The sequence below is a fragment of the Mesorhizobium sp. M5C.F.Cr.IN.023.01.1.1 genome, from assembly GCF_003997585.1.
Taxonomy (GTDB): Bacteria; Pseudomonadota; Alphaproteobacteria; order Rhizobiales; family Rhizobiaceae; genus Mesorhizobium; species Mesorhizobium wenxiniae.
In genome coordinates, this window is record NZ_RZSU01000044.1 from 36,130 (window position 1) to 51,457 (window position 15,328).

Genomic DNA, 15,328 nt, shown 5'->3' on the forward strand with positions numbered 1-15,328 from the left:
AGTATTTTGATTTGCGCATGATCCATTCCGAAAATCGATTACGATTTTTGTTTTCGCTGACCTTCGGTTCGGGGTGGTGCGCTAAGCGGCTTTCTGCCTGTAGTTTCCGATCACCGCCTGAAGCTCGCGCAATCTCGACACTGCGATGGTCTTAAGCCTTTCCCGCTGAATGTCACGGTCAAGCGAGATGCAGTCCTTCCACAGCGACCGGCCGGCGATGACGCCTGACGCGCCGTTCCTCATCGCGATCTCGACCTGGCCCAGGAAGGTTGCATGGTTGACGCCGGCGGAGAGGACCGCCCATGGCACCTCGCCAGCCATGCTGCTGATCCTGGCGCAGGCTTCCGGCGTTCCGGGATAAGGAAGCTTGAGCACCTTTGCCCCGCATTCCAGCGAAATCCGGGTCCCCTCTTCGACAAGCCAGGGGATCTTGGCTGTATAGTCTTCAGGGCTTTCCCCTTCGACCTGATAGGTCAGGAACTCGACGACGAGCAGGAGGTCCTCTTGCGCGAAGTCGGCGATGCATTGGCGCAAAATGGCGACATTGTGCTCATTCGCCTCAGGCCTGTCGGCCCTGAGATAGATCATGATCTTACCGCCGGTGCCGCCGAGCTCGCGGACGCGGCGCGCGCCGATGCCTGGAACGAGGCGCGAGAGGCGGTAGCCGGCGGGCGAGACGTCGAAGCCCGAGGCATCGAGGCCGATGAGCAAAGCCGTATCGCGGTTCAGCACCCCTTCATCGACAACCCGCGGCACTGCGCAGAGCGGGTCGAGCAGCACGCAGGACGCCCGGCTGGCGAGGTATCGCGTGATGTCCGACTTGGTGTCGCCGAGCATGTCGTTGGTGATCTTGGCCTGTTCTGCAGGGTCCGCCGCAAGCAAGGTCCGCATGCCGCCGCGCTGGTCACAGGCGATGGCCATGATGGCCCCGTCTTGGCCGCATATCTGCTGGTAGCCGCGCAACTCTGCGGTCGTCATCTTTGTCATGGTCTTCTGTCCGATGTTGGCGCCATTCACCAGGCGCAGATCCGGGGAACAAGAAAGGTTCAGTTTTTACCTGCCCGTCGGCAGGAGGTTTGCCGCTTTGATGCGCTATCGAACCGAGAAATTTGGCCTTAGCCCGCAATTCGTCGTGGAAACGAGCCCACGTTGCGAGTCAGCCGAATTTGCGCGATAACTCCCATCGGTTGCTGGGTCTGTAACACATTGCTGAAAGGAATTGCAACTGCCTGTCCCTCCCGCACAAGATGCAGCCGCATCGCGGACGATGCTGCATACGGTCGCCAAACTGCACTATGAGGCTGAGATGTCGCAGGTCGATATCGCGCGGCGGCTTGGTGTCTCAACCGCGACCATATCGCGCCTCCTGCAGCGGGCGAGAGCAGAGGGCATCGTGAGGATCGAGGTTCTCGACCTTGCAACCCCCGAAGGCATCACCACGCAACTGATCGAAGGACTCGGACTTCGCGACGCGGCGGTCATCGAAACGCCGGCAGCCGGTGCGCTGACGGCCCTCGCTGCGCCGCTCGGCGCCTTGCTCAAGCAAGCGGAACTGACGGCCGGCTCGGTGGTCGCCATTGGCTGGGGGCGAGCCATTCGCGAGGTGATCCAGGCAGGCCTGCCGCGCATTCCCGGCGTTCTGACCGTCGCTGCCACGGGCGGCATGCAGCAGCAGGCGCCGCATTTTCAGATCAACGAGTTTGTCCGGCTCGCCGCCGAAGAATTTGGCGGGACGCCGCATTTTATCCATGCGCCCTATCTGCCGTCCTCCGAATTGCGTGAGGTCTTCCTCGGCGATGCGACCATCCGCGACAGCGTCGCGCTTTGGGACCGGACCGATGTTGCGATCGTCGGTATCGGCCTCCCCCATGCCATCAATCCGCCTGAGGCGAGCGCGGCCACGCTGAGCGAACAGGCCCTGTTTCATGCGGCTGGAGACGTCATTCGCCATTATTTCGACGCCGAAGGTAAGCTTATCCCGTGGGAAGGGGAGAGCCGGATGATCGCGATGTCGCCGGCCCAGCTTCGAGCCGTCCCCCTGGTGATCGGCGTTGCCGCCTCGCCGGAGAAGGCGACGGCCATCATCGGTGCCGTCCGCGCCAGGCTGATCAACGCTCTGGTAACGGACACGAAGACGGCCCAAGCCATCCTCGAGGCCCTCTTGCCCCGATAGTTGCGGTCACACCGATGCGTGACCTCGGCACACCTGATCGATCCAAACTGAGTGACACCAAACGCGGCTCGCGAGCCCGCCGCGAAATCACCAGTTGTGTCGCCAAAGAGTTGGGGCAATAGTCTGCGTGAGGGCCCGGCCGGGCAGACAGATGGTGACCGGTTTGAAAGCGTTTCGATCCCGGAAAACCCACTTGCAATTTCTTTCAGCAAAGTGTTACAACCTTGCGGCTAGGCACGCATGCGCGTCGAGCGGCGCTGTTCCCTGCATCTTGCGGAGGCCAAGAACGGGACTGCGCATCGGGCCTGTCGGTTTCGACTGGCTGATCTAACGACTGGGGGGCGCTCGGGAGGAAAGCTGCCCATAACAGCAAGCAGGCGAACCTGTCTCTCGCCGCCAGCACTTCACATAGCCGGAACGAATTGACAGCCATTCCAATGTCGATCGCAACGGCAAATCTGCTCACACATGAGGAGGATGTTAATGAAGAAGATTGTTGCCGCCCTGGCGGCTCTCGCCATCTGCGCAACGGCGCTGATCACGCCCGCTTTGGCGCAGGACAAGAAGTTCACCGTTGCGCTCGTTCCGGGTCTCACCACCGACGGCTTCTACATCACCATGCGCAAGGGAGCCCAGGCGGCAGCCGATGCCCTTGGTGTGACCCTGGTTTTCCAGGGCGCCCCGGATTTCAATCCGGTAACGCAAGTCCCCGTGCTTGACGCGGTCATCGCCAAGAAGCCCGACGCGATCCTGATCGCGCCGACCGACAAGGTGCAATTGGTCGAGCCGCTGCGCAAGGCCAATGATGCCGGCATTCCGGTGATCACTGTGGACACTTTCATTGGCAGCGGCGTCTACCAGACCGGCGCCGGCGAGGCGGATTTCCCACTGTCCTATATTGCCTCGGACAACATTCTGGGCGGCGAGATCGCCGCGCGGGCATTGGCCAAGGCCATAGGCGACAAGGGCAAGGTTTACGTTTCGAACGTCAAACCTGGCATTTCGACCACCGACCAGCGTGAAGAGGGTTTCAAGAAGGAGATGGCGGCCAACCATCCCGGCATCACCGTGCTCGAGACCCAGTTCAACGACAACGACGCCAACAAGGCCGCCTCGCAGCTGCAGGCTGTGTTCGCGCGCAATCCCGATCTCGTTGGCGTGTTCGGTGCAAATCTGTTCTCGGCGCTCGGCGCGGCCAATGGCGTCCAGCAGGCCGGGCAGACCGGCACCGTCAAGGTCGTGGCGTTCGACGCGCCGACCAGCATTGTCGACAATATCAATACTGGCCTTGTCGACGTAGCGATTGCTCAGCATCCCGCGGAGATCGGCTATTTCGGCGTCGTGTCGGCCTATGCCCATCTGACCGGCCAGTCGATCCCGGTTGCGATCGGCACCGGCTTTACGATCATGGACAAGGCCAACATCGCCGACCCCAACATCTCGAAGTACCTCTATTCCGAATAAGTCCAGCCAGTCTCCTTCCGGCCTGCCGGAAGGAGACCTGCGCCGGGTCCATTTGACCCTGTTTGACAGAGGCCGCGCTGCGGATCGGAACCATTCATGACTTCAACATCACCAACCGAAACGCATGTCGCTCCTCAGGCGGATCACGGTGACCCGGCCAGGAGCTGGCTCGCACGCATCGCCGAGGGACGCGCCTGGCTGTTCCTCGCCGGCCTGATCATCTGTTTCGAGGTTTGGTCGAGGCTCTCCTTTGGCGCGACCTTCGTGCTCAATCCGTTCAACGTGCAGTCCATTGCGATATTTGCCGTGGCGCCGTTGCTGCTGGCGACCGGGCAGACCTTCGTCATCATTTCGGGAGGCATCGACCTCTCCTTGGGCTTCATCATGGGTCTCGCGGCGGTCGTCGCGGCCCACGCCACGAATATGGCTGGCGTCGCCATGCCGGTGCCTCTGGCCATGATGTTGGGCATTCTGGCGGCCGTGCTTGTCGCCGGCGTGCCTGGCCTAATCAACGGCTTGCTGATCTCGCGCCTCAGAATTCCACCCTTCATCGGCACGCTTGGCATGTTCGGCGTTGCGCGCGGCGCTGCGTTCCTGCTGGCCGGCGGCACGACAGTGCCGGTCCAGAATTCCTGGTTCGCGCTGCTTGGCAACGGCAGGCTCTACGGTGTCCCCTATCTCGTCATCATCGCCGCCGTCTTCGTCGTCGTGATGCACTACATCCTGAGCCAGACCCGGTTCGGCCAGCACAACTACGCTATCGGCGCCAATGTGCAGGCGGCGCGTCGCGCCGGCATCGACATCAGGGGCCACATCCTACGCCTCTACGTGCTTTCGGCGATGTGCGCCGGCCTCGGGGGCGCGCTCTATGCAGCGCGCTTCACCGCGGGCGCCGCCCAGGCCGGCGAACCCTTGCTGCTCGACAGCGTCGCAGCCGTGGTGATCGGCGGCGCCAGCCTGTTCGGTGGCTCCGGCACCATCTTCGGGACGGTCGCCGGCGCCTTGGTGATCGCGGTCATTCAATACGGGCTGGTTTTCGTCAATGTCGAGCCGTTCTGGCAGTTCATCGCCGTCGGCCTCGTCATCATTATCTCCGTCCTTATCGACCAGGCGCAGCGCCGGTTCAGTGGAGCTCGCCAGGATGAATAGTTCCGAACAAACCACCCCCCTTCTCGAAGTCCGACACCTTTCCAAGCATTTCGGTGCGGTGCAGGCGCTGAACGATTTCTCCATGGCCGTGCGGCCGGGCGAAGTGGTGGCACTGGCGGGCGACAACGGCGCCGGCAAGACGACGCTGATCAAGGCGATATCGGGCGTCTTTCAGCCGACCGGCGGTGAAATTCTGCTGAGAGGGCAGCCGGTGACGTTCGCGACGCCGCAGGAGGCGCGCGAAAAAGGCATCGAGACCATTTACCAGGATCTCGCTCTCGCCGACAATTTGTCCATCGGCGCCAATATCTTCCTCGGCCGGGAACCCATGCGCAAGGCCTTCGGTTTCTTGCCGGTGCTCGACCGCAAGGCCATGGCCGTCGCCGCCAAGCAGACCATGGGACGGCTGGATTTCCATGTCAGCCGGCTCGACGCCCCGGTCAGCAATTTCTCCGGCGGTCAACGCCAGGCCGTCGCCATCGGCCGGGCCGTCTATTGGGACGCGCAGATCCTGATCATGGACGAACCGACCGCAGCTCTTGGCGTCCCGGAGCAGCGCAAGGTCATTTCGCTCATCCACCAACTCAAGGCGCAAGGGCGGGGCGTGATCTTCATCTCGCACAATCTGCAGGATATTTTCGCCGTTTCCGACCGCATCGTCGTGCTGCGCCGCGGCGTTCAGACTGGCGAGCGCAAGATCTCGGAAACCAATCATGACGAAGTCGTCAAGCTCATGGTTGGCGGATAAGCCGAACTTTTCGATTATTGAAACAGCTCACTTGCCGAGGGACTCAGCTTCCTGGGCCGCCAGCAGGCAACTCTTTGGCGAGAAGCGACCCGCGGCAAGATCGCCGGCATAGGCTATCGCGCCTAGCTGCTCAGCACCTCGATGCGCTCGGTCGATTCCCGGTGAAGTATGCTCGCCCCGATGATGATGATACGCCATACAGATGCGCTCGGCGGAGCGGAAACAAGCAGGATGGCGAGCAGAGTCGACATTGCCTGAGGATGTCACTATATAGCGGCGGCTTTGGCTGCGTGCCCTAGGGGTGCGCAGCGAATGGCACCGCAAACGTGCCACGTATTGTGACACCAATTGTCATACAAATTGACTGGAATTCCGGAAAAAAGCAAGTAGAAACAATGGTGCGATCCGGGACATGATCCCAGCCAACGGTGCCAGTCTCCTCAAGAAAATAGAATCTCCTCAAGAATTAGAATGTGCTCCTTGAACCTTCGATTCACGTCAGCTCTGTGGAGCTTGGGCAAGATCGGCTTGCCGGACGACGACGACTCGGTTGGAATGGGATCGTGCATCTTTTCGGGGATACCGGCGTTTATGATTACCAACCGGCGCAGCCGCCAGGGAACAGCAGCATGAGCGAACACGCGATCGAGTTCTTGCAAGGGTGGATCGGCGAAAAGGTCCACTGCCAGCCCTCGCTGGACAGGATCGAGGAGCAGGCCGAGACCCTCGCCAGGGAATGCGCCGCCAAAGCGGCTGAAGCCGGCATACCGCTGGAGGATATCCAGGAAGAGGTCGGCGACATTCAGGAGCTTATAGCGTCGAAGCTGGAAGAGGCGGCTGAGGCCGACCAGGACGAAAAGAATTCGGACAAGCCTGCCGATTCGGACAAGCCTGCCGAGTGACATGCCGACCCGGCGAAAGGCATCTATTTACCAGGCTCAACCATTTCCACGTCCTGTGCGACGCATGACACGCCACAGTCCTACTTCCCCTGACTCGCCCCGAATTTGCCCTTGAGCCATGCCTTCGGCAGCGCCGGCACGAAATTGCCGTCGCGCCCGGTCATGTCGTCATTCGCGACCAGCGCATTGAGGATCGCTTCCTCCACACTTTCGATCACGGCGTCGAAGAACGGATCGATGTCGGTATCCGGGATAAAATCGGCGCTGGCGATGCGGCCTGACGGCGCCAGCGCCGCCTCGCGGTTGGCGGTCGAGAAGGCCAGGAAAATGTCGCCCGAGCTGTGATAGCCGAACCCGCCGGTTATGGCGACGCCGAGCGGCACCCGGCGCGCCAGCCGCTTCATCTGATGCGGCAGCAGCGGCGCATCGGTGGCGACGACCCCGATGATCGAACCTTTCTCGGCCCGCGGCGTGCTTTCGCGGATCGCCGGTTCTACGAGATCGGGCCCGGCACGCAGGCCGCGAATGGTGAAATTGCTCCGCTTGCCGAAATTCGCCTGCACCAACGCGCCGACCGTGTAGCGCCCGCCGTGCCATTCGACGAGGCGCGATGCCGTGCCGGAGCCCGCCTTGAAACCGAAGGCGATCATGCCGGTGCCGCCGCCGACGCTGCCTTCCTCGATCGATCCGCTGGTCGCGCCATCGAGCGCCGCGGCAACATGTTCGAACCTGAGATGGTGGCCGTTGATGTCGTTCAGGAAACCGTCATAGGTTTCGGCCGCCACCGGCAGGCCCCAGCCGCTGTCGAGCGCGGCCGGCAGCACGCGCTGCATCCAGCGCAGCGTTGCGTCGCGTGAAACGCCGCAGGAATGCGTGTTGGTGATGGTGATCGGGAAATTGAACGCACCTGTCTCCTCGATGATGTGCGAGCCGGTCAATTCGCCATTGCCGTTCTGGCTGAAGATGCCGGCAAAGACCGGCGTGGCGAGATCGGCGCGCGGTCTCGGCAGGATAGCGGTCACGCCGGTGCGCACCGGTCCCTTGCCGACCACCAGCGCACCTTCGCCCGAAATCAGCGTCGAATAACCGACCGCAACGCCAGCCACATCGGTGATGGCGTTGAACGGCCCGGGCGTCCCGTCAAAACTTATGCCGAAGGCTCGCGCCCGCAGCCTGCCGGAAGGCGTCGTCTGGTGATGATTGTCGGTCATGCGGGCTCAGAAATCATAGGTACTCAGAAACCATTGCACTCAGAACAGGGAGCCTTGATTGCCAGGCTCCTTGGCTTTGGCGACCGGCTTAGCAGTTGTTTTCGGCCGTGCGGCACCGCTGGTCGCAACCGCATCGGCAGTCCCGTCGGCAAACTCCAGCGAAAGTGCCATACCCGGCACCACTTCCGCAGCTTGCTTGATCACCGCGCCGTCGGCGTCTTTCACCAAGGCGAAGCCCCGCGCCAGCACCGCCTTGTGCGATAGCGTCGCCAGCAGCCGGTCGGCCTGGGTCAGTTTCCCGCGCAGGCGGTCGAGCCGTACGGAAATCACCCGGTCCTGTCGCCGCGACAGCGCCGCCAGCGCATCTGCCTGCAATTTCTGCCGTCTTGCGATCGGCGCCGGCGACAGCCGCGCCGCGGTTCGCGAAAACTGCGTTCGCCGCTCGCGCACGATGGCGAAGAACGCCGCTTGCGCGCGGGCGAGGTCGCGGCCGGCCAGCGTGCGGGCCTCGTTCATGCGTCGCGACAGGGTAGCCGGCGTAAGCCGCTGTGCCTGAAGCCGTGCTCGCTTGCGTTGGACGCTGACGGACAGCGCCCGGCCAAGCCGGCTCGTCGCCTCGTCGAAACGCCGGCGCGGCAGCGCCAGCAACTGGTCGGGCGAGGGCAGCGCCCTGGCGGCGGCACGGACCGCCTGGCGCTTGCGCTCGAAATTGCGCGATGCCACGGTCTTGAGCCGCGCACCAAGACCGGCAAGCGTCGCTTCGAGGTCGACTTTGACCGGCACGGCGATCTCAGCGGCACCCGTCGGTGTCGGCGCCCGCACATCCGCCGCCAGGTCGATCAGCGTCCAGTCTGTTTCATGGCCGACAGCGGAGATCACCGGAATGCGCGAGGCGGCGACGGCGCGGGCCAGCCCCTCGTCATTGAACCCCCAAAGGTCCTCCAGGCTGCCGCCGCCGCGCGCCACGATCAACAGGTCGGGGTGCGGAATAATGCCATCCTGCGCCAGTGCGTTGAAGCCCTTGACGGCGGCTGTCACTTCGGCGCCTGCCGTCTCGCCCTGCACCCGCACCGGCCAGACAAGCACGTGCAGTGGAAACCGGTCCTTGATCCGGTGGATGATGTCGCGAATGACGGAGCCTGTCGGCGAGGTGACGACGCCGATGACGCGCGGCATGAATGGCAGCAAGCGCTTGCGGCTGGCATCGAACAGGCCTTCGGCCTGCAGCCGGCGCTTGCGCTCGTCCAGCAGCGCCATCAGCGCTCCGGCGCCGGCCGGCTCCAGATTGTCGATGACGATCTGGTAGTTGGACTTTCCAGGATAGGTGGTGAGCCGGCCGGTGGCGATCACCTCCATGCCCTCTTCGGGGCGGAACTTCAGCCGGCTCATTGTGGTCTTCCAGACCACGGCGTCGAGCCGTGCGCGGTCGTCCTTCAGGCAGAAATAGGCATGGCCGGAGGAGTGCGGCCCGCGATAGCCTGATATTTCGCCACGCACCCGCACATTGCCGAAGACGTCCTCGACCGTGCGCTTCAGCGCGCCGGAAATCTCGCTCACCGTGTATTCGGTGGCGTTGGTGCGTGATTCGGATGCTGCGTCGCTCATTGGCCGATTGGGGGGCGGTTGTGCGTCCGCGTCAAGACGTGCTCGGTGCCGACCCAAATTGCGGGGTCTTTCACCAGCCCGGCAAGATCTGGTTCGGCTTGGTCCGCTTTATCTTCGAAAAAGCGAGTGCTGCGAAGTCGAAGCTCCCCGTCTCTTCGCCGAGCGGCACGGAAATATTATCGAGGCTTTCCGAAATGTGGCGGGCCAGCGCGTCGACGATCTCCGGCCGCGACGTCTGGCCGCGCATGATGCCGATGCGGCAATCGGGCAGCGCGCCGAACCCGTCGGCGTCGCCCAGAACCCGCATTCCGGGCCGCAGCGCACATTCCGGCAGCACCGAGATGGCCAGGCCGGAAAGCACCGCGGCGGTGATGACGGTTGCCGAGAAGCTGGTGAACAGGATGCGGTAGTCGCGGTTCTGCCGGTCGAGCACGTCGACGGCAGCCCGCCGCCAGATGCAGTTCGGCCGGCCGAAAGCCATCGGCAATGTGTCCTGCTCATGTGTCGCGTGGTTGGCCGAAGTGACCCACAGCAGCGGTTCGCGCCGCACCACTTCCGACTGGCCGTGCGCGTCATTATGCGTCACCAGCGCCAGATCGAGATTGCCGCGCTTGATATGCTCGACCAGCCCCGGCGTCGGCTCGCAGATGACGGTCAGCTCGACACGTGGATTGGAACGGGCGAAGCGGGCCATGATCTCGGGCAGGAAGCGATCGGCATAGTCGTCCGGCGTGCCGATGCGGATCGTGCCTTCGAGCCGCCGGTCGTCGAAGGCGGCCAGCGTTTCCCGATTGAGGAACAGCAGCCGTCTTGCATAGGAGAGCAGCCTGTCGCCGTCCTCGGTCAGCCTGTTGGTACGCCCGTCCTTTTCGAACAGCGGCTTGCCGATCCGCTCCTCCAGCCGGCGCATCTGCATGGACACCGCCGACTGAGTCCGATGCACCTCTTCTGCCGCGCGGGTAAAGCTGCCGGTGTCGACAATCGTGACGAAGGTCTGCAACTGATCGAGATCGAGTGGCGCTTTCATCGGTCCAATCCATCACTGCTGTTGATGCTAAAGATTAGAAACATTCGTTGGATTAATCAATCGAACGATGGCAAATTTACGATTGTCCACATCAAGGCAATGCATGTCGCCTAAAAGTGGTGACCGGGTTTAGGACGACGACATGCATCTTGTAAGTGAATCGGGACCGGAACGGCCGCTGTTGCCAGCGCCGATCACCTGTCTTCGTCCGTTAATGAAGGAGACTGACATGGCTACGTTTGACTTCGCCACCGAGACTTCGCGCATGACGTCGCGTCCGGCTATTGCGACGCGCGTGGTCAACACCATCTCCAACGTCTATCGCGCCTGGAAAAACCGCCGCGCCTTCTATCGTCTTGGTGAGATGTCGGACGCCGAACTTGCCGACATCGGCTTGACGCGCGCCGATCTCCACGTCGCAATCGAGGTGCCGTTCGGCCGCGATCCAACCGAGAGGCTTCGCATCATCGCGGCCGATCGCACAGACACGATAGAAGATATTGCCCGCAAGGTGGCCTGATCGCGTTGTTGCGTGCCCTTTCGCGTGCTTTGCGCGTCTAAAGGGCGCACGGCGCTAGGATTTTGCAGGCTCCCACTCCCTGCCGGTTCCCCCCGCCGGCCCGCCTGCACACTGCCCGGTTCTCACAAGGACCGGGCATTTTCTTTGGTCAACGCTGAAGATCAGATCTCGGCAGCCTCGTCGGGTTACCGCCGATCCATTCCTCGCTTGAACTGGTCGAAGATCGATTCAACGCTCTTCTGGTAATCGTCGCGCTGCTGCGCGCCCGTCTCGAACATCTTGCCGAACAAATCGTCGAACGGATTCCTTGGCCTGCCGCTCGGATTGGCCTGCGGCTGTGGCGCCGGGCGCTGCTGCGGCGCCTGACGTGGCTGCGGCTGAGACTGCTGCGGCTGTTGCGCCCCACCGCCGAACATATCCTGCAGCACCTTGCCGAGCGGATTGTCACCATAGGGACTGGGCGCCTGCTGCGGCTGGCTTTGCGGCTGCTGCGCACCGCCGCCGAACATATCCTGCAGCACCTTGCCGAGCGGATTGTCGCCGTAGGGACTGGGCGCCTGCTGCGGCTGGCTTTGCGGCTGCTGCGCGCCGCCGCCGAACATGTCCTGCAGCACCTTGCCGAGAGGGTTGTCCATCGGGCCGGGCCCCTGGCGCTGCTGTGGCGCTTGCGCGCCGCCGCCGGCCTGCCGCATCATCTGCTCGATAATCTCGCCGAGCGGATTGCTGCCACCGCCGAATCCGCCTGCTGCCTGCATCTGATTTGTGGTCTGCTTGAACAGTCCGCCCATCATCATCGAAGCCACGGCCGGCAGCATCTGCTGCAAAACCTGCTGGCTGATACCGCTCGCCTGCGCAGCCTGGCTGGCTACGGCGCGGGACAGCTCTTTCGAGCCGAACAGATGGCCAAGAATGCCGTTGCCTTCATCGACGCCCTGCGGCGAGAAAGCCCGGCTTGCGTCCTCGAAATATTTGGCGTGCTGGCCACTGGCCATTGCCGTCATGAATGCGCCGAGCCCGTAAGGATCGGACGTGTTGCGCTTGAGCCCCTGTGAAAAGGCCGGCAGCAGGGCCTCGACCGCCGATAGCGTTTGCTGCTGCGAAAGCCCGAACTGTTGGGCCAGGACCTGCATGCCGTTGCCGTTCTGAGCCTGCGCCAGAATGTCGAACAAGGAAGGCATTGTTTTTCTCCTCCGGGAAGATCCTCGCAGGAGAGCCTACCGCATCGGCCCGAAAATCGGAATCGATTTCGGAAAGCACCGATGCGTAGCTTAAAGTGAGTTAGAGCGTGCTTTGCGCGTCCAATAGGGCGCGGCCTTCAATTCGTCGGCCAAGCGGATAGCAAACGGTTAATACGCATACTCCATGAACACCGGCTCGATCGAGCCGCCCCAGCGCGTATGATAGGCGGACAGCAGCTCTTCGGCGCTTGTCGTGCCGCGCGCGACGACTTCGTCCAGCGTGCTGAGGAACGACGTTTCGTCGTAGCCGTCGCGGTTCTTGCGGCCGCGGTTCTTCAGCCCCATGCGCGAGATGACGAGCACGTCGCGCGCGATCTCGCGCAGTGTCGTGTTGCGGAACGGCGCCGAAATGCCCTGTTCCGGCACGGCGTTGCGCATCGCCAGCACCTCTTCATAGCTCCAGCTCGAGGTCAGCGCCTCGGCCGCGTCGAGCGCCGCCGCGTCATAGAGCAGCCCGACCCAGAAGGCCGGCAGCGCGCAGATGCGCCGCCACGGTCCGCCATCGGCGCCGCGCATTTCAAGGAAACGCTTCAATCGCACGTCGGGGAACAGCGTCGATAGATGGTTCGCCCAATCGCCCATCGTCGGCAGCCCGTCGGGTATCTCGTTGCGGGCCGCGCCTGCCATGAACTGGCGGAAGGTGACGTGTGTCATGTCGTGGTACTGGCCGTCGCGGATGACGAAATACATCGGCACGTCGAGCGCCCACTCGACATAGTCGGCGAAGCCGAAATCGGGCGAGAAGCAGAATTCGAGCAGGCCCGAGCGCTGGTTGTCGGTGTCGCGCCAGATATCGCCGCGCCAGCTCTGAAATCCGTTGGGCCGGCCTTCGGTGAAGGGCGAGTTGGCGAACAGCGCCGTCGACAGCGGCTGCAGCTTCAGCGACACCTGCATCTTGCGGCGCATGTCGGCCTCGCTCTCGAAGTCGAGATTCACCTGGATGGTGCAGGTGCGGTACATCATGTCGAGGCCCTTGGTGCCGACCTTGGGCATGTAGCGCGTCATGATCTCGTAGCGCGATTTCGGCATTTTCGGCGTCTCGGCCAGCGACCATTTCGGACTGCCGCCGAGGCCGAGGAAGCGGATGCCCATCGGCTCGGCGATCTCGCGCACCTGCGCCAGATGCGCATTGCCTTCGCGGCAGGTCTGGTGGATCGTCTCCAGCGGCGCGCCGGACAGTTCGAACTGGCCGCCGGGCTCCAGCGAGATCGCGCCCTGGCCGGTCGGCTCGACCAGGCCGATGATGCGGCCGGCATCCATGATCGGATCCCAGCCGAGTTTTTCCTGCATGCCTTCGAGAATGGCGCGGATACCGTGCTCGCCGCCATAGGGCACCGGCGCGTTGCCGTCGACATAGAACGGGAATTTCTCGTGTTCGGTGCCGATGCGCCATTTGTCGCGCGGCTTGTTGCCTTCAGCCAGATGCGCGACAAGCTCGTCGACGCCTTCGATCGGCCGGAAATCGGTTGTGTCGCGCGCCATCACAAGTCCTCTGTAGCGGTCGGACGACCGCCGGCGCTAGATGGACGAAATGTCAGTAGGCGATCAAGCGAAAAATCCTGAGCCACAGGTCAACCGGATTGATCACCAATCCCCGATTGTCGCCTGTATCACCGCCAGTGCCGCCACCGCAGCCGTGTCGGCGCGCAGGATGCGCGGACCGAGCGGAATGGCGGTTACGAAAGGCAGCTCCCTCAGCATCCTTCGTTCCTCGTCGGAAAATCCACCCTCGGGCCCGACCAGCAGCCCGAACTTCTTCTCCGGTACCGCTTGCAGCGCGGGCAGGGGATTGTTGGTGGAGGCATCCTCGTCGCAGAAGATCAACCGCCGCTCCTTGTCCCAGTCGGCCAGCAGGCGTTCGAATTTTTCCGCTTCGCGCAGGTCCGGCACCGCCAGGATGCCGCATTGTTCGGCGGCCTCCACGACATTGGCGCGCAGGCGTTCGATGCCGGGCTTCGCCACTTGCGTGTGCTGGGTGATCACCGGCTGCAGGACACCGGCGCCCATCTCGACCGCCTTCTGCACCAGATAATCGAGCCGACCCAGCTTCAATGGCGCAAAGCAGTAGACGAGATCGGGCAGCGGCGGCTGCGGCCGCTGCAAGGCCAGCACCTTCAGGCGTACCGCCTTCTTCGATTTGGCGGCGATTGCCGCAGACCATTCGCCGTCGCGGCCGTTGAACAACAGGATTTCGGCGCCTTCGCCGAGCCGCAGCACATGCATCAGGTAATGGCCCTGCTGCGGGCTCGCCTCGAACTCGATACCCGGTCCGAGGTCGTTCGGCACGAACAGCCGCTGCATCTTGTAATTGGCGCGCATCGCCGAGGAATGGGCGAGCCAAACCTTGGCGTCAAGCCTCAGCGCTCGCGTGCCACACCGGTTCGTAGCCTTGCCGCAGCACGGAGACGGCGGTTGCCGGCGTGAGCAGGCGGATTGGACGGTCGGCAAAACCGCCGAACCTCACCGGATCGCCATAGCCTGCGAACGACCAGCGCAGCGCCTTGCCGCCGCGCATCGCATAGGCGTTGCCCCCTTCCGCAATCATGGCGCCGTCCGGCAACCCGGCAAGCTCTTCCGCGGATACGACCGGTGCCCGCCCACCTGCCGCCAGCCGCTCCTTATGCAGCCGCTTATCGACCTGCGGGGCGCGCGGCTCGGCAATGCCGTAGGCCACGCCGAATCGCTGGACGAAGTCGCTCGCCCGCTCGCGCCGGCAGAAGAAGCAAGGCCGATGTCCGGCCGAGAGCGCGGTGACCTCGTCCAGGAAAAACAGCTCGGTCCAGCCGGTCTTGCCACCGTCCCTGTTTCGGCCCATCGGCTCGCGCCGTACATCGCGGAATTCACAGACGCAGATGATCCAGGCTTGCAGTGCCCAGCGCTTCTTCAGCAGCGTCTTCGTTTCGGGGTCATGGATGATACCGCGATTGCCCATCAACAGGCCGCGCTCCGGCACGGCACGGAGAACACCGAACGGGTCTACGCGGTTCTGCAGTGGCATAGCTTTCTCCCCGAATACGCATCTTGGCCGGAATGACGGCGGCATGATATCGCTCGACGAATCATTTCATGTCAGCAGGTTTTCAATGCGGGTGCTGGTGGTCCAGAATTTCGACAGTGAGGGCCTTGGCCAGATCGGCGCAGCGCTTGTGGAGGCGGGCGCCGATATCGACCTGCGCCGGCCCTATTGTGGCGAGACGCTGCCGCACGACAGCAATGCGCACCACGCCATGGTCGTCCTCGGCGGCGCCCAGAATGCGCTGGACGACGAGATTTGCCCGTATTTCCCTGAAC

At 63.1% G+C, this 15,328-nt stretch carries 15 protein-coding genes and 1 pseudogene; 7 read left to right on the forward strand and 9 right to left on the reverse strand.

Features of this window, described 5'->3' with window-relative positions; translation table 11 throughout:
• Window positions 1-81: 81 nt before the first annotated feature.
• Complete coding sequence (locus tag EOA78_RS18590; protein ID WP_127316389.1) at window positions 82-987, reverse strand: tagatose-bisphosphate aldolase; 906 nt, start codon at window positions 985-987, stop codon at window positions 82-84.
• Between the two features lie 280 nt (window positions 988-1,267).
• Here EOA78_RS18590 and EOA78_RS18595 point away from each other — a divergent pair, with 280 nt between their 5' ends.
• From EOA78_RS18595 to EOA78_RS18610, 4 genes are all read left to right on the forward strand, one after another.
• Window positions 1,268-2,173: a sugar-binding domain-containing protein gene (locus EOA78_RS18595; protein WP_127316390.1), complete on the forward strand. Its 906-nt coding sequence runs from the start codon at window positions 1,268-1,270 to the stop codon at window positions 2,171-2,173.
• A gap of 483 nt (window positions 2,174-2,656) precedes the next feature.
• On the forward strand, window positions 2,657-3,637 hold the full coding sequence (locus EOA78_RS18600; protein ID WP_127316391.1) for an ABC transporter substrate-binding protein: 981 nt from the start codon (window positions 2,657-2,659) through the stop codon (window positions 3,635-3,637).
• A 96-nt stretch (window positions 3,638-3,733) separates the two neighbouring features.
• Complete coding sequence (locus tag EOA78_RS18605) at window positions 3,734-4,786, forward strand: ribose ABC transporter (protein WP_095519016.1); 1,053 nt, start codon at window positions 3,734-3,736, stop codon at window positions 4,784-4,786.
• Complete coding sequence (locus EOA78_RS18610) at window positions 4,779-5,534, forward strand: ATP-binding cassette domain-containing protein (protein ID WP_127316392.1); 756 nt, start codon at window positions 4,779-4,781, stop codon at window positions 5,532-5,534. Before EOA78_RS18605 ends, EOA78_RS18610 begins: the two co-directional genes overlap by 8 nt.
• Before the next feature lie 122 nt (window positions 5,535-5,656).
• Here EOA78_RS18610 and EOA78_RS37730 read toward each other — a convergent pair whose 3' ends face one another.
• Window positions 5,657-5,785: a hypothetical protein gene (locus EOA78_RS37730; protein WP_281034052.1), complete on the reverse strand. Its 129-nt coding sequence runs from the start codon at window positions 5,783-5,785 to the stop codon at window positions 5,657-5,659.
• 378 nt (window positions 5,786-6,163) lie between these two features.
• Between EOA78_RS37730 and EOA78_RS18615 the strand changes: the two genes are divergently transcribed.
• Window positions 6,164-6,436 carry a DUF768 domain-containing protein gene (locus tag EOA78_RS18615; protein ID WP_127316393.1) on the forward strand — a complete coding sequence of 91 codons (273 nt, stop codon included), beginning with the start codon at window positions 6,164-6,166 and terminating at the stop codon, window positions 6,434-6,436.
• A gap of 80 nt (window positions 6,437-6,516) precedes the next feature.
• Here EOA78_RS18615 and EOA78_RS18620 read toward each other — a convergent pair whose 3' ends face one another.
• The 3 genes from EOA78_RS18620 to EOA78_RS18630 all read right to left on the reverse strand — a co-directional run bounded on the left by EOA78_RS18620 (window position 6,517) and on the right by EOA78_RS18630 (window position 10,279).
• Window positions 6,517-7,647 (reverse strand): P1 family peptidase, encoded by a 1,131-nt coding sequence (locus EOA78_RS18620; RefSeq protein WP_127316394.1) that lies wholly within the window; start codon window positions 7,645-7,647, stop codon window positions 6,517-6,519.
• 39 nt (window positions 7,648-7,686) lie between these two features.
• The gene (gene xseA, locus EOA78_RS18625; RefSeq protein ID WP_127316395.1) at window positions 7,687-9,252 is read right to left on the reverse strand and encodes an exodeoxyribonuclease VII large subunit; all 1,566 of its coding nucleotides are present in this window, start codon (window positions 9,250-9,252) and stop codon (window positions 7,687-7,689) included.
• Between the two features lie 70 nt (window positions 9,253-9,322).
• Complete coding sequence (locus tag EOA78_RS18630) at window positions 9,323-10,279, reverse strand: LysR substrate-binding domain-containing protein (protein ID WP_127316396.1); 957 nt, start codon at window positions 10,277-10,279, stop codon at window positions 9,323-9,325.
• Between the two features lie 229 nt (window positions 10,280-10,508).
• On the opposite strand from EOA78_RS18630, the gene EOA78_RS18635 reads away from it, so the two are divergent.
• Window positions 10,509-10,799: a DUF1127 domain-containing protein gene (locus EOA78_RS18635; protein WP_127316397.1), complete on the forward strand. Its 291-nt coding sequence runs from the start codon at window positions 10,509-10,511 to the stop codon at window positions 10,797-10,799.
• A gap of 185 nt (window positions 10,800-10,984) precedes the next feature.
• On the opposite strand, the gene EOA78_RS18640 is transcribed toward EOA78_RS18635, so the two are convergent.
• The 4 genes from EOA78_RS18640 to EOA78_RS18655 form a co-directional block, all read right to left on the reverse strand.
• Window positions 10,985-11,977 carry a DUF937 domain-containing protein gene (locus tag EOA78_RS18640; RefSeq protein WP_127316398.1) on the reverse strand — a complete coding sequence of 331 codons (993 nt, stop codon included), beginning with the start codon at window positions 11,975-11,977 and terminating at the stop codon, window positions 10,985-10,987.
• A 168-nt stretch (window positions 11,978-12,145) separates the two neighbouring features.
• The gene (locus EOA78_RS18645; RefSeq protein ID WP_127316399.1) at window positions 12,146-13,519 is read right to left on the reverse strand and encodes a glutamate--cysteine ligase; all 1,374 of its coding nucleotides are present in this window, start codon (window positions 13,517-13,519) and stop codon (window positions 12,146-12,148) included.
• A 102-nt stretch (window positions 13,520-13,621) separates the two neighbouring features.
• The gene (locus EOA78_RS18650) at window positions 13,622-14,356 is read right to left on the reverse strand and encodes a 16S rRNA (uracil(1498)-N(3))-methyltransferase (protein ID WP_127316400.1); all 735 of its coding nucleotides are present in this window, start codon (window positions 14,354-14,356) and stop codon (window positions 13,622-13,624) included.
• A 31-nt stretch (window positions 14,357-14,387) separates the two neighbouring features.
• Complete coding sequence (locus EOA78_RS18655; RefSeq protein ID WP_127316401.1) at window positions 14,388-15,035, reverse strand: hypothetical protein; 648 nt, start codon at window positions 15,033-15,035, stop codon at window positions 14,388-14,390.
• Between the two features lie 85 nt (window positions 15,036-15,120).
• On the opposite strand from EOA78_RS18655, the pseudogene EOA78_RS18660 reads away from it, so the two are divergent.
• Window positions 15,121-15,328, forward strand: a pseudogene (locus EOA78_RS18660) (GMP synthase); the annotation flags it as partial.

Bases quoted from the DNA above. Each gene is read 5' to 3' on its own strand.
- EOA78_RS18590 (WP_127316389.1), bottom strand. From the start codon at position 987: ATGACAAAGATGACGACCGCAGAGTTGCGCGGCTACCAGCAGATATGC.
- EOA78_RS18595 (WP_127316390.1), top strand. From the start codon at position 1,268: ATGCTGCATACGGTCGCCAAACTGCACTATGAGGCTGAGATGTCGCAG.
- EOA78_RS18600 (WP_127316391.1), top strand. From the start codon at position 2,657: ATGAAGAAGATTGTTGCCGCCCTGGCGGCTCTCGCCATCTGCGCAACG.
- EOA78_RS18605 (WP_095519016.1), top strand. From the start codon at position 3,734: ATGACTTCAACATCACCAACCGAAACGCATGTCGCTCCTCAGGCGGAT.
- EOA78_RS18610 (WP_127316392.1), top strand. From the start codon at position 4,779: ATGAATAGTTCCGAACAAACCACCCCCCTTCTCGAAGTCCGACACCTT.
- EOA78_RS37730 (WP_281034052.1), bottom strand. From the start codon at position 5,785: ATGTCGACTCTGCTCGCCATCCTGCTTGTTTCCGCTCCGCCGAGCGCA.
- EOA78_RS18615 (WP_127316393.1), top strand. From the start codon at position 6,164: ATGAGCGAACACGCGATCGAGTTCTTGCAAGGGTGGATCGGCGAAAAG.
- EOA78_RS18620 (WP_127316394.1), bottom strand. From the start codon at position 7,647: ATGACCGACAATCATCACCAGACGACGCCTTCCGGCAGGCTGCGGGCG.
- xseA (WP_127316395.1), bottom strand. From the start codon at position 9,252: ATGAGCGACGCAGCATCCGAATCACGCACCAACGCCACCGAATACACG.
- EOA78_RS18630 (WP_127316396.1), bottom strand. From the start codon at position 10,279: ATGAAAGCGCCACTCGATCTCGATCAGTTGCAGACCTTCGTCACGATT.
- EOA78_RS18635 (WP_127316397.1), top strand. From the start codon at position 10,509: ATGGCTACGTTTGACTTCGCCACCGAGACTTCGCGCATGACGTCGCGT.
- EOA78_RS18640 (WP_127316398.1), bottom strand. From the start codon at position 11,977: ATGCCTTCCTTGTTCGACATTCTGGCGCAGGCTCAGAACGGCAACGGC.
- EOA78_RS18645 (WP_127316399.1), bottom strand. From the start codon at position 13,519: ATGGCGCGCGACACAACCGATTTCCGGCCGATCGAAGGCGTCGACGAG.
- EOA78_RS18650 (WP_127316400.1), bottom strand. From the start codon at position 14,356: ATGCGCGCCAATTACAAGATGCAGCGGCTGTTCGTGCCGAACGACCTC.
- EOA78_RS18655 (WP_127316401.1), bottom strand. From the start codon at position 15,035: ATGCCACTGCAGAACCGCGTAGACCCGTTCGGTGTTCTCCGTGCCGTG.